The organism is Bradyrhizobium glycinis (genome assembly GCF_016031655.1).
Lineage (GTDB): Bacteria > Pseudomonadota > Alphaproteobacteria > Rhizobiales > Xanthobacteraceae > Bradyrhizobium > Bradyrhizobium glycinis.
The window spans coordinates 115,140-131,058 of record NZ_JACCHQ010000016.1 but is presented as its reverse complement, the minus strand read 5'-3'; the positions used below and the strand labels follow the sequence as shown (position 1 = coordinate 131,058).

Annotated in this window: 15 protein-coding genes and 1 pseudogene; 9 read left to right on the top strand and 7 right to left on the bottom strand. The window is 64.7% G+C overall.

Going from position 1 to position 15,919, the window contains the following annotated elements; all coding sequences use genetic code 11:
- Window positions 1–941: 941 nt before the first annotated feature.
- Window positions 942–1,208: a 30S ribosomal protein S20 gene (rpsT, locus tag HZZ16_RS22655; protein WP_197951870.1), complete on the bottom strand. Its 267-nt coding sequence runs from the start codon at window positions 1,206–1,208 to the stop codon at window positions 942–944.
- Between the two features lie 421 nt (window positions 1,209–1,629).
- On the opposite strand from rpsT, the gene HZZ16_RS22650 reads away from it, so the two are divergent.
- Window positions 1,630–1,947 carry a hypothetical protein gene (locus HZZ16_RS22650; protein ID WP_025033220.1) on the top strand — a complete coding sequence of 106 codons (318 nt, stop codon included), beginning with the start codon at window positions 1,630–1,632 and terminating at the stop codon, window positions 1,945–1,947.
- Between the two features lie 298 nt (window positions 1,948–2,245).
- Window positions 2,246–2,992, top strand: a complete 747-nt coding sequence (locus HZZ16_RS22645) for a polysaccharide biosynthesis/export family protein (RefSeq protein WP_197951868.1) — start codon at window positions 2,246–2,248, stop codon at window positions 2,990–2,992.
- Between the two features lie 144 nt (window positions 2,993–3,136).
- On the opposite strand, the gene HZZ16_RS22640 is transcribed toward HZZ16_RS22645, so the two are convergent.
- The 4 genes from HZZ16_RS22640 to HZZ16_RS22625 all read right to left on the bottom strand — a co-directional run bounded on the left by HZZ16_RS22640 (window position 3,137) and on the right by HZZ16_RS22625 (window position 5,820).
- Window positions 3,137–3,619 carry a hypothetical protein gene (locus HZZ16_RS22640; protein ID WP_197951866.1) on the bottom strand — a complete coding sequence of 161 codons (483 nt, stop codon included), beginning with the start codon at window positions 3,617–3,619 and terminating at the stop codon, window positions 3,137–3,139.
- 202 nt (window positions 3,620–3,821) lie between these two features.
- Window positions 3,822–4,493 (bottom strand): dienelactone hydrolase family protein, encoded by a 672-nt coding sequence (locus tag HZZ16_RS22635; RefSeq protein WP_197951864.1) that lies wholly within the window; start codon window positions 4,491–4,493, stop codon window positions 3,822–3,824.
- 205 nt (window positions 4,494–4,698) lie between these two features.
- On the bottom strand, window positions 4,699–5,031 hold the full coding sequence (locus HZZ16_RS22630) for a hypothetical protein (protein ID WP_197951862.1): 333 nt from the start codon (window positions 5,029–5,031) through the stop codon (window positions 4,699–4,701).
- Between the two features lie 24 nt (window positions 5,032–5,055).
- Complete coding sequence (locus tag HZZ16_RS22625; protein WP_197951860.1) at window positions 5,056–5,820, bottom strand: alpha/beta fold hydrolase; 765 nt, start codon at window positions 5,818–5,820, stop codon at window positions 5,056–5,058.
- Between the two features lie 517 nt (window positions 5,821–6,337).
- Here HZZ16_RS22625 and HZZ16_RS22620 point away from each other — a divergent pair.
- The 3 genes from HZZ16_RS22620 to HZZ16_RS22610 all read left to right on the top strand — a co-directional run bounded on the left by HZZ16_RS22620 (window position 6,338) and on the right by HZZ16_RS22610 (window position 10,618).
- Complete coding sequence (locus HZZ16_RS22620; protein ID WP_197951858.1) at window positions 6,338–6,829, top strand: (2Fe-2S)-binding protein; 492 nt, start codon at window positions 6,338–6,340, stop codon at window positions 6,827–6,829.
- Window positions 6,826–9,108: a xanthine dehydrogenase family protein molybdopterin-binding subunit gene (locus HZZ16_RS22615; RefSeq protein ID WP_197951856.1), complete on the top strand. Its 2,283-nt coding sequence runs from the start codon at window positions 6,826–6,828 to the stop codon at window positions 9,106–9,108. The genes HZZ16_RS22620 and HZZ16_RS22615 overlap by 4 nt, the downstream gene beginning before the upstream one ends.
- Before the next feature lie 415 nt (window positions 9,109–9,523).
- Entirely contained in the window at window positions 9,524–10,618 is a 1,095-nt protein-coding gene (locus HZZ16_RS22610; RefSeq protein ID WP_197951854.1) for an HD-GYP domain-containing protein, read from the top strand.
- A 93-nt stretch (window positions 10,619–10,711) separates the two neighbouring features.
- Here HZZ16_RS22610 and HZZ16_RS22605 read toward each other — a convergent pair whose 3' ends face one another.
- Window positions 10,712–12,292, bottom strand: a complete 1,581-nt coding sequence (locus HZZ16_RS22605) for an AMP-binding protein (protein ID WP_197951852.1) — start codon at window positions 12,290–12,292, stop codon at window positions 10,712–10,714.
- 234 nt (window positions 12,293–12,526) lie between these two features.
- Window positions 12,527–12,937, bottom strand: coding sequence for a VOC family protein (locus HZZ16_RS22600; RefSeq protein WP_197951850.1), 411 nt, complete (start codon window positions 12,935–12,937; stop codon window positions 12,527–12,529).
- Window positions 12,938–13,062: 125 nt separating this feature from the next.
- On the opposite strand from HZZ16_RS22600, the gene HZZ16_RS22595 reads away from it, so the two are divergent.
- From HZZ16_RS22595 to HZZ16_RS22585, 4 genes and pseudogenes are all read left to right on the top strand, one after another.
- Window positions 13,063–14,037 (top strand): Bug family tripartite tricarboxylate transporter substrate binding protein, encoded by a 975-nt coding sequence (locus HZZ16_RS22595; protein WP_197951848.1) that lies wholly within the window; start codon window positions 13,063–13,065, stop codon window positions 14,035–14,037.
- 167 nt (window positions 14,038–14,204) lie between these two features.
- The gene (locus HZZ16_RS37285; RefSeq protein WP_246510309.1) at window positions 14,205–14,654 is read left to right on the top strand and encodes an ArsR/SmtB family transcription factor; all 450 of its coding nucleotides are present in this window, start codon (window positions 14,205–14,207) and stop codon (window positions 14,652–14,654) included.
- Between the two features lie 8 nt (window positions 14,655–14,662).
- Window positions 14,663–14,998, top strand: a pseudogene (locus HZZ16_RS22590) (SRPBCC family protein); the annotation flags it as partial.
- Window positions 14,999–15,014: 16 nt separating this feature from the next.
- The gene (locus tag HZZ16_RS22585; protein ID WP_197951844.1) at window positions 15,015–15,752 is read left to right on the top strand and encodes a DUF899 domain-containing protein; all 738 of its coding nucleotides are present in this window, start codon (window positions 15,015–15,017) and stop codon (window positions 15,750–15,752) included.
- Window positions 15,753–15,919: the final 167 nt, after the last annotated feature.

Here is a 15,919-nt window from a genome sequence, read left to right as displayed (position 1 = left end):
CCGTCCTGCCGTGATCGCCCACGACAAGGTCCTGCGTGTCCAAATAACAACCGTGACAACTGACGTCCCGGATGCCCGCCCTCTTACTAGTGTCCGCTCGACTTCGCCCTCATGCGCGTCGGGATAGCTTCGCCACATCTCTCTTGTACGCCTTGGCGCGACGGGATGGATAAGATCCCGCTTGGAGACATTCAGACAAAGAGCTACCGTTCCCACATTGCTGTAGGTCCGTCCGACAATCACTTGTTGAAGCGTCGCCTACGTGCACATCGCCGCCGATTTGCACGCTCGCCCCGTTTCCGATACCGCGCTGGTCTCAAGATCGTGGGCGCCGCTGACGACCTAAGGAATACACTAAGCGGAAAGACTCGCAACGAATTGATTCACACTTGAGCCAGCAAAAAAACTTGACGTCAGTTAACGTCGCACGTGGGTTGTGCACAGGCTCGGAGCAAGTTTTTGGATTCGCGCACAGAATCGAAAATGCCGGGCCTCATGTGACAATTCTTCGCCACCGCCGATTTTTTTTACAAATTTGTCACGCGTTCGACGCGCGGGCCGAATTTTCCAAATGCTTGCGGTCGCTATGTCGATAAGTGATTATCGAGACATCGTTTTTTGAGTCTCGTTTCACAGGGTAACTCCACCGCCACACGCATTCCTGTGAATCTACGGTGTGCAGAACTCTCGTCCGCCACCGATTCAATTCGCGCCCGCCTCACAGGGGTTTTTTGCAACGCGGTGAAGAGTGTCCTCCGTTGCAAAACATCGGCAGGTAGAACTACGGAACGAAGACTAATGCAGACGATACAAATCGTCCAAGCGACGCGTGAGCCTCGCGCGATTGCTTGCGTGAATATGACAGCCAACAAAAAAGCCCGACGCGAAGCCGGGCTTTTGATGCGCTGACCGGATCGACCGATCTGACGATGTCGCTAAGATTACTTCGCGAGCTTGGCGATCTGCGCGGTGAGGCGCGAGACTTTGCGGCTGGCGTTGTTCTTGTGAATGATGTTGCGCTGGGCGGCGCGCATCAGGGCGGGCTCGGCAGTCGCGAGCGCCTTCACGGCAGCGGCGCGATCGCCGCTCTTGATGGCTTCCTCGACGTTGCGCACGGCGCCACGCATCTGGGTGCGGCGCGACTTGTTGATGGCGGTGCGGCGGGCGATCTTGCGCGTCGCTTTCTTGGCGGAAGTGGTATTGGCCATGGTCTCAATGTCCTTTGCGGGTACCGGTCGCGTCTTGGTCGGGTAGCGCCGGCTTGCTTGACCGCGTAATCGACGCTCGGATTTAGGGTGTTCGGTTACTGGGCCGTTCCCGGAGCATGAGCGACCGCCTTGCGGCTGTCTCTGAGGCTCCACGGTGCTTTCAGGCTCGAACGAGTCCTGAAGCCCAGGGTGCCTGCAACTGCTCAAAGAACAGCGGCGGCGGGATTGCGCCCACCGCCAGTTGGCGCCCTTATAGAGACGGTCTTTCGCACCGTCAACGCTTTCGGGGGCGGAAACGCGCCTTTGGCAGCCTGGATTTGTGCCGTAACGCCCTGAAGAGGTTGAATTTCTGCCGTCGCCCGGCTATTGGCTGGCATCGTTCCGCAAGGTCGTCCGCTCGGACGGCCATCGTAGGTGAGGCATGATCCGCGGCTTTTTCCGACTGATTGGGCTGTTGCTGCTCGCCGGCGGGTTCATCTTCATGGTCTATGACGGCGCCCGCTGGGTGGCCGACCAGACCCTCAAATTCACCCGCTTCGGCCAGTTCTGGAACGACATCAATCAGGCCAGCCAATCGGCCTTCCGCACCTGGGTCGAAGCCAAGGCGCCCTGGCTCTGGACCTCGGTGATCCGCCTGGTGCTGGAGCAGCCGGTCTTCGCCGTCCTCGGCATTCTGGGCATCCTCCTGATGATCCTGTTCCGCCCGCGCAAGCCCTTGATCGGCTATTCCCGGGATTGAGGTCGGCGTGAGCGCGTAAGTTCGCCGCAGACGAGGTCTCGCTTACCCTCCCCTGGAGGGGGAGGGACGGCACGCGATCGAGCGAAGCGAGATTGCGTGACGGGGTGGGGTGATCTCTCCACTCGGGCACTGTTCGCCGCGGAGGGGCCGTCACCCCACCCCGCTCGCGCTGCGCGCGATCGACCACGGGCGAGCTACGCTCGTCCCGGACCCCTCCAGGGGAGGGTAAGACACTCAACGCTTTATTAACCATAACGGGTGCATCACAGGAGCTGTCTCGTTTCGAGGGATGGGTCCGGTGCCGGTTGCACGCGCGTTTCGATGGTCGAACTTGGCGTCCTTGGCAGCGTCCGCCGCGCTCGCCCTGGGCGGCTGCATGCAGACCGCAACCCCCGTCGCGATGGTGCAGCCTCGTCCCGATCTCGATTCCATGGCCTATGGCCAGCCCTATAATGCGCCGCAGCCGGTCGTCGTGGCCAACAATGGCGGCGGTGCCATCGCGGCGCTCAGCAATTCCTTCGCTGCTTCGCCCGCGCCGATGCCGGTCGGCTACGCCGCGCCGATGGCGGTGCCGGTGCGCAACGGCGCCTCCTACCATCTCGACGCCGGCGACAAGCTTCGCGTCGTGGTCTACGGCCAGGAAGGTCTCACCAACAGCTATGCGATCGACGCCGGCGGCTCCATCACCATGCCGCTGATCGGCGCGGTGCCGGCCCGCGGCCGCACCACGGCGGGACTGGCCGGCGAGATCGCCGCACGCCTGCGCAACGGCTACATCCGCGAGCCTTCGGTGGCGGTCGAGATCGAGACCTATCGTCCGTTCTTCATCCTCGGCGAGGTCCTCGCGCCCGGCCAATATCCTTACGTGCCGAACATGACGGTCGAGAGCGCGGTCGCCATCGCCGGCGGCTTCTCCCCGCGCGCCAAGCGCGACCTCGTCACCGTCACGCACAGCGAGAACGGCGGCGCCATGCGCGCCGTGGTGCCGCTCGGCACGCCGCTCGCGCCCGGCGACACCGTGTTCGTCGGCGAGCGCTGGTTCTGAGGCTCTCTCCTTCTGTCATTCCGGGGCGCGACGAAGTCGCGAGCTATGGTGCGCAATTGCGCACCTGAGAATCCATTCATCCACCAACGCTGACGCACGATGGATTCGGGGCTCGCGCTACGCGCGCCCCGGAATGACGGCGGATCACCTTCGAAAATCCAGCCGCCCGTTCGGAAAACATCCGTCGATCCTGTTCGCATCGACCACGCGCCCGACCCAGGGCCGGGTGATCGCCGGTGTGGTCAGGTTGATGTATTTTCCGACCAGGCGATCTAAGCCGTCGCGCGCCGCGTCGATCAATCCATGCCGGCGGCCATTGTCCCAGTCGAAGCGCAGATAGATCCGGCCGCCCGAGGCGCGGATCTCCGCGCGGCCCTGCTTCCACTTGTCCGGCGTATCGCCGGCGATGGTGGGATCGGCGCCGCCATTCCAGCGGCTCTGCCACTCGCCTTCGAGCGGATCGGAGGGCGCCGCGATGGATGCCCATGCCGGCGCGTTGACATCGGCAGCATCGCCGGACAGCGACGCCGATGCGGCATAATCCTTCACCTCGGAATCGTTGGGGGAGGGAACATCCATGGTTCCGAACGGATTGCGGATGATGAGGTGCGTGATGGCCTGCTGCATGGCGATCTCCCGGCGTGAGTTGGCGTGACCGGCCTGCTCTATCGCCGGGCGGTGGAATGCAGCCACCCGATTCCTGCTCTCGTCACTTGTCATTCCGGGGCGCGCGTAGCGCGAACCCGGAATCCATTTCGCTTCACGGACAGCTGCCCGATGGATTCCGGGCTCGACGCTGCCGCGTCGCCCCGGAATGACGCCTATGCCGTCAGGCCAAATGCTTCGCGAAGAACGCCATGCTGCGCGGCCAGGCGATCTCGGCGCTGGCCTTGTCGTAGCTGGCGCGCTCGTCGCAATGGAAGCCGTGCTGGGCACCCGGATAAATATGGATTTCGACCTCGGGCCGCTTGGCCTTGATGGTCTCGACGTCGGCGAGCGGAATGCCGGCATCCTTCTCGCCGAAATGCAGCTGGGTCGGCACCTTCGGCGTCTCGTCGGCGAAGCGCACCACGGCGCCGCCGTAATAGCCGATCGCCGCCTTCAGGCCGGTCAATCGCGTCGCCGCGACGAAAGCGATGCTGCCGCCTAAGCAAAAGCCGATGATGCCCACGGGCCCGATGCTCTTCACCGCACCGATCGCAGCTTGCGTGTCGCGCAGCATCGCGGCCCAGTCCGGATTGGCCACGAACTTGCGCGCTTCCGCGATCTCGTCGGGCGAATAGCCCGACTGGAAGTTCGGCGTCGTCCGGTCGAAGATCGACGGCGCGATCGCGACATAGCCTTCCCCGGCCAGGCGGTCGCAGACCGAGCGGATGTGGTGATTGACCCCAAAGATCTCCTGGATCACCACCACCGCGCCCTTCGGCGTGCCGGTGGGGTCAGCGCGATAGGCGCCGAGCTGGAAATTGTCCGAGGCCGTCAGCTTGATGTCTTGTCCCACGCGGGTTGTCCTTCTTGGTTGCTATTTGATTGGGAATTCTGCTCGCTCCACAAACTCGTCATGCCCGGGCTTGTCCCGGGCATCCACGTTCTTGGTGCCGCCCGAAAGATCGTGGATGGCCGGGACAAGCCCGGCCATGACGATCTTGGCAATATCAGCGCTTGACGGCGTAGATCCGATCACTTTGCGTCACGAAGAACTGCCCTCATTCCCACATCCAGTTCTCGCCGTAATCCTCCTTCCATCCGGCCAGCCGTCCGTGACGGAATTGCAGGAACAGGCGGTGGCGATAGGGGATCAGGCCGCTGCCGCCGATGTTGCGCAAAGCGAGATAGATCTCGTGGCCGGGACGGCCCCGCACATATTGCAGCGGCTGCCCGAGCGCGCGCGCGGTCTGTTCGGCATCCATGCCGAAGGCGAGCGGAATGTTGTTCGACAAGGTCGCGACGAAGGGCTGGCGCGGCGGCACGGCGCCGATCGGCTCGGCCTGCGCGGATAGCGACAGCAACATCGTGCCCGCAGCCAGCACTATCTTCATCGCCTGTGTCCCTGCTCGATCAGCCTATACCGGCAAGTTCTTCAGGAAAGGCGCGACCGCGTCAACAAAAGCCTGGGGCTGATCGATGTTGACGGCGTGTCCGGCCGCGGGGATCACGACCTTTTGTGCGCCGGGGATCTTTGCCGCCATGTAGTCGGACGCCGCGAGGAACGGCGTGTCGTCGGCGCCGACCACGATCAGGCTGGGCACCTTGATCTCGGGCAACAGCTCCATCACGCGCGCATCGCGCTGGGTCAGCATGCCGCGCGCGGCGAGCGCCAGCCCTCTGGCGTTGCGATGGCTCGCGGTGGCGCGCTCGCGCGTCGCCGATTTCAAGACATCGAGGCCTTCGCGGTCGAGCCGGTCGGCGGTGGCAAGCGCCCGCGCGTTCCAGGCTTCGCGCGCATCGTCCTTCTTGAAACCGGGGCCGGTGTCGATGATCAGCAGCGCGCGGGCCCGCTCCGGATGTGCGCGATAGAACGCGAGCGACATGTAGCCGCCGAGCGAAAGCCCGCCGATGATGGCGCGCTCCGCGCCGACCGCATCGAGGATCGCCGCCATGTCGCCGACCGTGAGGTCTTCGCTATAGGCCTTGGGATCGTCGGGGTAATCGGACTGGCCATGGCCGCGCATGTCCCACAGGATCAGCCTGTGGTCCTTCGCCAGCGCGTCGACCTGTCCATGCCACATCGCCGACGTCGAGGAATAGCCGTGCGTGAGCAGCAGCGGCGGCCCGTTGCCATGAACTTCGTAGTAGATGTTGACGCCGTCCCGGTCGATCTTCGGCATTGTTCCCACCCTTTCTTTCTTCTTGCCGCTAACTCGGTGCTTCACCCTCCCCTGGAGGGGTCGGGACGAGCGTAGCTCGCCCGTGGGTCGGCTCACATGAAGCGAAGCGCAATGTGAGACGGGGTGGGGTGACGGTCCATCATCGTCCAACAATGTCCGTGCGCAGAGATCACCCCACCCCGCTCGCGCTGCGCGCGATCGACCCCCCGAGGGGAGGGTTGAGGGTTTCCGTGCGCCTGCACCTTAGCTCGCCAAGTTACCTCGAAGAAACTGCCTGAATGCAATGGCACGCATGCCGGACGCACGCGCTGTTGCGTCCAGTGGCTGCGGCGCCGCCCTTGGCGCGGCGCACAACGAGCGAGTGTGGCGATCGTTTTTTCGACTCGTTCCAAATTGCATTTGCCTCCGCGCCGGAACGCGATCATTCTCGCCGGCAAGGCTGACGCCAGCCCGGTGGGCGTCCGCCATTCAAGTTGCCGCCGTAAGCGGCTTCATGCACCGGCAGGGGAAGACGCCTATGCCAACACTCACCATCAACGGGCGGAGTCTGTCCGTGGATGCGGCGAACGACACGCCGCTCCTCTGGGCGATCCGCGAGCAATTGCAGATGACCGGCACCAAGTTCGGTTGCGGTGCCGGGCTGTGCGGTGCCTGCACCGTGCACGTCAACGGCGAAGCCGTGCGCTCGTGCCAGACCATGGTCGGCGAAGTCGCCGGCAAGAAGATCACCACGATCGAAGGCCTTTCCGCCAAGGGCGATCATCCCTTGCAGAAGGCCTGGATCGCCGAGCAGGTGCCGCAATGCGGCTATTGCCAGTCCGGGCAGATCATGCAGGCGGCGTCGCTGCTCGCCAAGAATCCCAATCCGACCAAGGAAGAAGTGGTCGCACATATGGACGGCAATCTCTGCCGTTGCATGACCTATTCGCGGATCCAGAAGGCGATCATGCGCGCCGCATCCGAGATGCGTACCGCCTCGGCCACCTCCAGCGAGCGGAGGCCCACATGAACGAGCATGTGAAGAACGTGACACCTGAGACGACGGATCTCAGCCGCCGCTCCTTCCTCGTCGGCACCGCCGCGACCGGCCTCGTGCTCGGCTATGCAGGCGTGCCCGGCATCGGATCGGCAGCCGCCGCACCCGCCAATTTCGAGCCGAGCGTCTGGTACGCGATCTCGCCGGACGGGCTCGTCACCGTGACTTGCGGCAAGGCCGACATGGGCCAGCACATCGCCTCCACCATGGCGCAGATCGTCTGCGAGGAACTGGGCGCGAAATGGAGCGACATGCGCGTGCAGCTCGCCTCCAACGATCCCAAGTTCAACGATCCCGTGCTCGGCGCGCAGATCACCGGCGGCAGCTGGTCGACCATGATGAACTTCGAGGCGATGAGCCGGGCCGGTGCGGCCGGGCGGATCGCATTGACCGAAGGTGCCGCCGCCGCCATGGGCGTGCCGGCATCGGAGCTGGTGGTGCGCGATTCCATGATCGTGCATCCGAAGTCGAAGAAGCTGATGTCGTTCGCCGATGTCGTGAAAAGTGGCAAGGCGACGAAAACCTTCACGCCTGACGAGCTCAAGGCGATCACGCTGAAAACGCCCGATCAATACACGATGATCGGCGTCTCGGTGCCGCAGCTCGACATCCCCTCCAAGACCAACGGCACGGCCAAGTACGGCATCGACGTGATGTTGCCGGGCATGGTCTATGGCGCGATCGTCACACCGCCGGTGCGCTTCGGCGCCACGGTGAAATCGGTCGATGACAGCGCGGCAAAAAAGGTGCCGGGCTTCATCAAGGCCGTCACGCTCGATGACAAGACCGCAACGACGTCGGGCTGGGTCGTCGCCGTCGCCAGCACCTATGCCAACGCCAAGAAGGCGGCACAGGCGCTGAAGATCGCCTATGATTCGGGTCCGAACGCGAAGCTGTCGAGTCAATCGCTGCTCGACGAGGCCAAGCGGCTCCAGGGCCTGGAGGATTCCGGCCAGTTCTTCGTCAAGGACGGCGATCCCAATGCGGCCTTCGGCTCGGCGGCCAAGGTGGTGGAGGCGGAATACACCACCAGCATCAACATCCACGCGCCGCTGGAGCCGATGAACGCCACCGCGGAGTTCAAGGGCGACATCCTGCACATCTATTCCGGCAACCAGTTCGCGACGCGCTCCGGCGCGATCGCGGCAGGCGCGGCCGGGATCGATCCGAAGTTCGTGGTCATGCACCAGATGTGGCTGGGCGGCGGCTTCGGCCGGCGTCTCGATGCCGACATGATGATTCCGGCGGTGCAGGCGGCCAAGGCCGTCGGCAAGCCGGTGAAAGTGATCTATTCGCGCGAGAACGACATGACGATGGATTTCTCGCGTCCGCTCACCTATCAGAAGGTCAAGGCCGGCGTGGACGGCGATGGCAAGCTCATTGCGATCAGCCACGACGTGGTCTCGGCCTGGCCGACCGCGCGCTGGGGAATCCCCGATTTCCTGACGCCCTCGGTCGACAAGAAGGGCCCGCTCGATTCCTTCACGGTGAACGGGGCGGACTTCTTCTACACCGTGCCCAACCATTATGTGCGCGCGATCAAGAACGAGCTCGCGCACAACGCTACGCCCTCCGGCCAGCTTCGCTCGGTGGCGCCGGGCTGGACCTTCTGGGCGGTCGAAAGCATGATCGACGAGATCGCGGCGGCGACGGGCAAGGATCCCGCGCAGTTCCGCATCTCGCTGCTCGACGGCGCCGGCAAGAACGATGGCGGCGCGCAGCGCTTGCGCAACACGCTGCTCGCCGCGATGGGACTGTCGGGCTACGGCACTAAGCAATTGCCGAAAGGCGAGGGCATGGGCGTCGCCTGCGTGTCGTCGCAGGAGCGCGCGACCGCGAGCTGGACGGCGTGTGTGGCTCACGTCGCCGTCGCGCCATCGGGGGAGGTGACCGTGAAGAAGCTGACGGTCGCTACCGACGTCGGCACGCAGGTGCATCCCGACAATATCCGCGCCCAGGTCGAGGGTGCGGCGCTGTGGGGCCTGTCGCTGGCGATGTACGAGAAGGCGACGCTGAAGGACGGTGGCATCGAGCAGACCAACTTCGACAGCTACACGCCCTTGCGCATGAGCCAGACGCCCGAGGTCGCGATCGCCGTGATCGCCAATGGCGAGAAGGCCACCGGCGTCGGCGAGCCGGCGGTCACCGTGGTCGCGCCGGCCATCGGCAACGCCATCTTCAATGCCTGCGGCGCCCGCGTCCGCGCCCTGCCGATCACGGCGGAGGCCGTGAAGGCGAGCATGAAGGCGTAAGCCGAGCCGCGATTGCCAAATGAGCCGATCCGCCGGAGAGCAACCTCCGGCGGATTTGTTTGGGAAGCCATCTCCCACACCCCACTTGTCATGCCCCGGCTTGACCGGGGCATCCAGTACGCCGCGGCTTCTCAGCCCTGGCCGCGCCGTCTCGTGGTAATGGGTCGCCCGGTCAAGCCGGGCGACGACAACGGAGGGGAAGCGTCCAAAATTCCCCTTATTGATCAATGCCCATTCTACTGTGCATGGGGTTGTTTTCGCCGATTTTGAAGTTCCCCTCCCCGAAGCCGCATCTCTAAAATTGCGTGCAATTCCCCAAGGCTCCATTGAGTACGCCTCTTAAGGGCCAGAGAACCTGAACCGGCTTAGGCTGACGGGCCAATACGCCCGAGTTCCCGGTACTTGTGGGGAAGCCATGAACGCCTCAGCCAAACCCGTCGCCAAACGCCGGCTTCTGCTCGCCTCCGATCGGAGCGACGGGAGCAGCGAGCTCGCCAGCATCTTGAAGGCAGTCGGCGACGTCTCCACGGTGAAGACGGAGGAGATCCCCGCCCAGCCGTCGCGCGATCTCTCCGGGCTCGTGGTCGACATCAACCTGCGCTCGCCCGAGAGCGTGCAGCGGGTCCGCAACAAGCTGCGCGGCGATGCCTATCGTTCGATGCCGCGGCTGTTCGTGCTCGCGGACGCCCTGCATCACGGCACCATGCAGGCCTGGGCGCTCGGTGCTACCGATACCATCTCACGGCCGCTCCAGGCCGAGGCCATCCTGCAGCGCATTCGCGCCGCCTTCCCGGACACCGCGGCCTATGACGCGACCGATCGCGGCAAGACGCTCAACCGCGGCGTCGAGGCGGCGCATGCGGTGCTGACCAAGATGTTCGAGAAGCTGCCGCTCGGCGTGCCCCTGACCTTCGACGACGTCATCGCCGCCGAGAGCAAGATCCTGAAGGCGATCAAGCATTCCTCGCTGCGCGAATGGCTCACCACGGTCGGCTGTCATCATGTCGGCAGCTACCGCCATTGCCTGTTCGTCACCGGCTTCGCCGTCGCCTTCGCCCAGCATCTCGGCATGCGCGAGGACGACCAGCGCCGTCTGACTCGCGCCGCGCTGCTGCACGATGTCGGCAAGGCCTTCGTTCCGGCCTGGCTGCTCGACAAGCCCGGCAGGCTCACCGACGAGGAGATGGCGGAGGTCCGCCAGCATCCGCGCCGCGGCTACGAGGCGCTCGCCGCCCAAGGCGGCTTCCCGCCGGAGATGCTGGACGTGGTGCTGCATCACCACGAATTCCTCGACGGCTCCGGCTATCCGAACGGCTTGTCGTCGAACCAGATCAGCGACATCGTGCGCCTGACGACGATCGTCGACATCTACGCCGCGCTCGTCGAGAAGCGCGCCTACCGCATGCCCTTCACCCACTCCCGCGCCTTCACGATGATGGAAGGCATGGGCGGCAAGCTCGACCAGCAGCTGCTGCAGGCGTTCCGCCCGGTGGCGCTGGGGTCGTTCTAGCAATCTCGCCGTCATTCCGGGGCGCGCGAAGCGCGAACCCGGAATCTCGAGGTTCCGGGTTCGGTGCTTTGCACCGCCCCGGAACGACTGTGGCTACCCCACCATTTTCCGCAATTCCGCCTTCGCTACCTTCTCCAGCGTCGAGCGCGGCATGTCGTCGACGAGCCTGATCTCGCGCGGCAGCTTGAAGTCGGCGAGGCCCTTGCGGCAGGCTTCCATCACGCGATCATGCAGGTCGGGCGCAGCGCCCGCGACGCCGCCCTGCGGGATGATGAAGACCACCGGCACCTCGTCCAGCATCGGATGCTTCTTCGCCACCACCGCGGCCTCGCGCACGCCCGGCACGAGCGCGATCACCTGCTCGATCTCGGAGGCCGCAACGTTCTCGCCGCCCACCTTCAGCATGTCCTTGGCGCGGTCGCCGAACTTGATGAAGCCGTTCTGAAGCCGCTCGACGCGGTCGCCGGTGAGGAAGAAGCCGTGCTCGTCGAAGCTCTCGCGCGTCGCCTTCTCGTTGTGCAGGTACTCGGCGAACAGCGACAGGCCGGGGATGCCCTTGATCGCGAGATTGCCGGTGTCGCCGACCTCCGTCGGCCGTCCCTCGTCGTCGGTGATGCGGATCTGGTATTCGGGCGCGGCGCGGCCGATCGACATCGGGATGTTGGGCTGATCGACCTCGCCGACGATGCCGTGGGTGATGGTCTCGGTCATGCCCCACCAGCCGATCATCTTGACGCCGAAGGCGGCAAAGGCCGGCGGCTCGTTGATGGCGGTGCCCCACAGGCGGAACTTGTGGTCCTTCGGGATCTCCTGCTCGAGCAGCGCCTTCATGCAGAACGGGATGGTCGAGGTCCAGGTCGCGCCATGCTCGCGCGCGACGCCCCAGAATCTGCTCGCGGAGAAGCGCGGCTGGATCACGCAAGTCGCCCCGACCCACAGCGTCGCCAGCATGGAGTAGGCGAGGGCATTGGTGTGGAACAGCGGCAGGTACGCCTGGTGCACGTCGCCGGCGTGAAGGTCCTCGTGCGCGGCGTTGATCTTGGCGCCCCACAGCGCGTTGGCGTGGGTCCACAGCACCGCCTTCGGCCGCGACGTCGTGCCCGAGGTATATTGCACGCTGCACGGCGCGAGCGGATCGGTCGCGCGCTTGGGGCGATCGGCACTGTCGGCGAACAGGGATTCGAAGCTGTCGCCGCGCGAGACGCCCCGCGCGGGCGCCGCGCCCGCATCGTGCGAGGTCACCGCCAGCCAGCTTATGTTGCGGCAGTTCTGCGCGACGGCTTCCGCATAGGCCGGCTGCGTGATCGCGGCGACCGCGCCGCAATGATCGGCGAAATACGCGACCTCGGCCGGCGCCGAACGCGTATTGGTGGTGACCGCGACGGCCCCGAGCTCGACGCAGGCGAACCAGGCCAGCATTGCCTCGATGCAATTGTCGAGATGGATGAGCACATATTCGCCGGGCTTGATGCCGCGCCTGGCGAGCCCGGCCGCGAGTGCGCCGACGCGCTCGTGAAATTCGCCGTAGCTCCAGCGCCGCGCCGGCGCGTCGAAAGGCGCCCAGATCAGGAACGGATGATCACGCCGGACCTCGGCGCGCATCCTCAAGAGCCAGGGCACGTCGAGCCCGTCGAACGGGCCGACGATTCCAGCTGTGGTCTGTTGAAGTGGCATGGCGACCTCCCGAGCAGCCTGCATCCTGCTGGCGGCTGCCTTTTGATTATTGCGTCTTCCTGCCATTGGATGACGCGGGACGCAAATCGGGCAGTATCCGGAAGCTCGCGCTCTCCCTTCCGTCATTGCGAGGAGCCCTTGCGACGAAGCAATCCAGACTGGTTCCGCGGACACAGTCTGGATTGCTTCGCTCCGCTCGCAATGACGGTGGGCTGGCGCCAGAGCCAGATCGCCTCAATCCTCGTACGACGATATCTCGATCAGGCTGCCATCGGGATCCCGGCAATAGACCGAGCGCAGCGTGCCGCGGGCACCTTGCCTCGGGCCCGGGCCTTCCTCGATCGCGACGCCATGTGCTCGCAAATGCGCCACCACCTCGTCTGGCGTAGCCGAGGTGAGAAAGCACAGGTCTTCGCTGCCCGCCGTCGGATGGTTCGCGGTGAACCACTCCACCTTGTCGGCGTCGCGCTGTCGGACGTTGATCCTCTGGTTACCGAATTCAAGGAAAGTCCGCGGCGCTTTGCCGCCGCCGGGATCGAACACCTTGACATCCATGCCGAGAATCTTGCCGTACCACGCAGCACTTGCCGCGACGTCGCTGACATTGATCACGAGATGATCCAGGGCATGAACCTTGACCGGCATGTTCTCATCCTTTCGTCGTGATGTGCCCCGCGCACTTTCCGCACGCGGCAAGCTTTGTTACAACCGCAACGACGCGGCCTTCAAGCCATCCGACTTTCAAGAACAACACTGGGAGAACCCTTGAGATGATCACTCGCCGTACCGCGCTTGGCCTGCTCGCCGCCAGTCCGCTTGCAGCCACCCCGCTGTCGAAGGCCCTTGCCGCCGATTATCCGGCCCGTCCGGTGAAATGGGTGGTGGGCTATCCGCCGGGCGGCGCCACCGACATCCTGGCACGGCTGATCGGCCAGCGGCTGTCGGAAAAGCTCGGCCAGCAATTCGTGATCGAGAACAAGCCGGGTGCCGGGAACAACATCGCGACCGAATCGGTCATCAATGCCGAGCCCGACGGCTACACGCTGCAGCTCGTCAATCCGGCCAACTACATCAACGCTTCGCTCTATCCCAATCTGAAGTTCAACTTCGTGCGCGACATCGCGCCGGTCGCCTCGTTCCAGCGCGTGCCGAACGTGATGACCGTCAACAAGGACGTGCCCGCCAAGAACGTCGCCGAGTTCATCGAGTACGTGAAGGCCAATCCCGGCAAGGTGAACATGGCCTCGTCTGGCAACGGCACCTCGGTGCATCTGTCCGGCGAGATGTTCATGGCAATGACCGGCTGCAAGATGCAGCACGTGCCCTATCGCGGCGCCGCGCCCGCGATCACCGACATGCTCGCCGGTCAGGTGCAGGTGATCTTCGACAACATGCCCTCGATCATCCAACACATTCGCTCCGGCAGCTTGCGCGCCATCGGCGTCACCACCACGGAACGATCGCCGCAGCTGCCCGACGTGCAGCCGATCGCCGACACCGTCAAGGGCTATGAGGCGAGCGCGCTGTTCGGCATGGGCGCGCCGAAGAACACGCCCAAGGAAATCATCGCCAAGCTCAACGCCGAGGTCAACGCGGTGCTGAAGGAGCCCGACATGGCCAAGCGCCTGGTCGAGCTCGGCGGCGAGCCACGGGTGCAGACGCCCGAGGCGTTCGGCGAGGAGATCAAGGCCGAGACCGAGAAGTGGAAGAAGGTCGTCGAGTTCGCCGGCCTGAAGGTCGAGTAGAAATCTCGTGATGACGAGGGAGAGAGCCCTGCCGTTCGGCAGGGCTTTTTTCTTTGCGCTGCTTGGTTGGTGTAGCCCAGAGCCGGCAACCCGATCACGCACTCGTGCGGATCCGCGCCTGCGCCTTCCGGCTTGACGGTGTCGCGCGCGCGCCTATACTAAACCATATGGTTAAGTATCAGGACGAGACGCTGGACCGGACTTTTGCGGCACTGTCAGACCCGACGCGGCGCGCCTTGCTGGCGCGCCTCGGCGAGCAGGACGGCCTGTCGGTGAGCGAGCTGGCGGCACCGTTTGCGGTATCGCTGCCGGCGATCATGAAGCATCTCGACGTGCTCACGGATGCCGGCCTGATCGTGCGCGAGAAGACCGGGCGCACGGTTGCCTGCCGGTTGACCGCGCAGCCGATGGAGCAGGCGATGAACTGGCTCAATCGCTATGCGCAGTTCTGGTCCCACAATCTCGATCGCCTTGCCGCCTTCGTGGAGGAAGAGACATGGCCAACGCCGCCGCCAACGCCGAACGCCCGGCAGAACGACCAAGCCTCACGCTCACGCGCCGGCTCCGCGCGCCGCCGCAAAAGGTCTACGCCGCCTGGACGCAAGCCGCGCAGCTAGCGCAATGGTTCGGGCCGCCGAACATGAAGCCGGCGACGCTTCAAGCCGAGCTCGACGTTCGCCTCGGCGGCCGGTTTCGCATCAGCTTCACCCGCGACGACGGCGAGTATTTCGAGGCCGGCGGCCGCTATCGCGAGGTGGTGCCGAACCAGCTTCTCGTCTTCACCTGGGCCTGGCACTCGACGCCGGAGCGTGAATCGCTGGTGACGATCTCGCTGAAGCCTGATGGCGCCGGCACTTTGATGATCTTCCACCACGCCCAGTTCTTCGACGAGACCGCACGCGACAACCACCAGCGCGGCTGGAGCTCGTTCTTCGACAAGCTCGATGCCTTCGTCACCTGACCCCAAGGAGTACGCCATGCAGCAGCATCAGATCGTCTCGCGCGAGCAATGGATCGTCGCGCGCAAGGCCCTTCTGGCCCATGAGAAGGAGTTGACCCAGGCCCGCGAACGGCTCGCCGACGAGCGCCGCCGGCTCCCCTGGGTCAAGGTCGACAAGGCGTACGAATTCGAAGGGCCGAACGGTATTGTGTCCTTGGGCGATCTGTTCAAGGGCCGGCCGCAGCTCATCGTGCAGCACGTGATGTTCGCACTCGATTGGGACGCGGCCTGCAAGAGCTGCTCGTTCTGGGCCGACGGGTTCGAGCGCATGGTGCCGCACCTGGCCGCGCGCGACACCACCATGGTTGCGGTCTCGCTGGCGCCGAGCGCAAAGCTCGAGGCCTTCAAGAAGCGGATGGGCTGGACCTTCGACTGGGTTTCCTCGGGCCGCAACGATTTCAACCGCGATTACGGCGTGACGTTCTCGCCGGAGGAGGTCGCGACCGGCAAGCCGATGTACAATTTCGGGACCACGCCGCTCTACGGCCCCGAGCTGCCCGGCATCAGCGTGTTCTACCGCGACGAGGCCGGCGCGATCTTCCACACTTATTCCTGCTTCGCCCGCGGCCTCGACATGATGAACGCCGCTTATCAATATCTCGATCTCACCCCGCTCGGCCGTCACGAGGAAGGCCTGCCCTATCCGATGGACTGGGTCCGCCTGCGCGACCAGTACGAACCGCAGCCGGCGAAGGCGGCGTGCTGTCACGGGTGAGGGAAGCGGGCCGCGCCGCGAGCTCTACTCTGTCGCCGTCACCCTGAGGTGCCGGAGCGAAGCGCAGGCCTCGAAGGGTGCGGTCCGGCTGCATCCGGGCCGATTCATCCTTCGAGGCTCACCACTGCGTTGCAGTGTGAGCGCCTCGGGACGAGGGAGTTGGTCGC